Consider the following 645-nt stretch of genomic DNA (forward strand, 5'->3'; position numbering starts at 1 on the left):
TTTCCTCAGTTAGCGTTTCAGTGCAGGTACATGGCCATCCCGCGCAAAGGGTACTTTTGAGCCCATAAACTGAAGGTCCGCTTCGGTGCTCAAAACCTTCACTGCGTGGATATAGCTGTCGTTCGCAGCGAAAACGTCTTGCTGTGGGAATTCGGCCAAGCCGTTGACGATAGCGGTGTGACCTTCCAGCCTGAATGCGTTAGGAACATAAGCGCCGGTATTCTCGGAAACGTACAGGATGGGAAGTCGGCCATGATCCGTTGCACGGGCCGCGAAGTACGAATGAACGATACCGGCGCGCTGTTCGCTGACGGGATCGTCACGTGAGAAGAGGACAACCCAGGGACGCCAGCGGCTTTCGAGTGCGCAGTCAGCCAGCTCCACGGGAAGGTTATGTTCACGTAGGTCCAGGGCGCGAAACCCCATCAGTGTCTCGTGTAGCTCCAATTCGGTTGCAGCCTTGAATAACGCCGTGTCCTGAATCGCTGCTGCGGTGCTTTCTATCAGGATCAAGCCAGGCCTAGCCATTGCGCTCATTCGCTCCAGGAGCAGAATCAGTGCAGGCCGCAGTGCGTGTTGCTGCTGCCCGATGAACACCAGTGGACCGACATCAGCAAAATCCAGGTCCAGGCGAAAAAGGGTATC

The 645-nt window shown here is 56.1% G+C and carries 1 protein-coding gene; it reads right to left on the reverse strand.

Annotated features, from left to right (window positions below):
• Nucleotides 1-9: 9 nt before the first annotated feature.
• Nucleotides 10-645, reverse strand: a 636-nt coding sequence (locus ALO64_RS09565; protein WP_054991704.1) for a hypothetical protein, incomplete at its 5' end; no start/stop codon positions are given.

The sequence above is a fragment of the Pseudomonas meliae genome (assembly GCF_001400515.1).
Classification (GTDB): domain Bacteria; phylum Pseudomonadota; class Gammaproteobacteria; order Pseudomonadales; family Pseudomonadaceae; genus Aquipseudomonas; species Aquipseudomonas amygdali.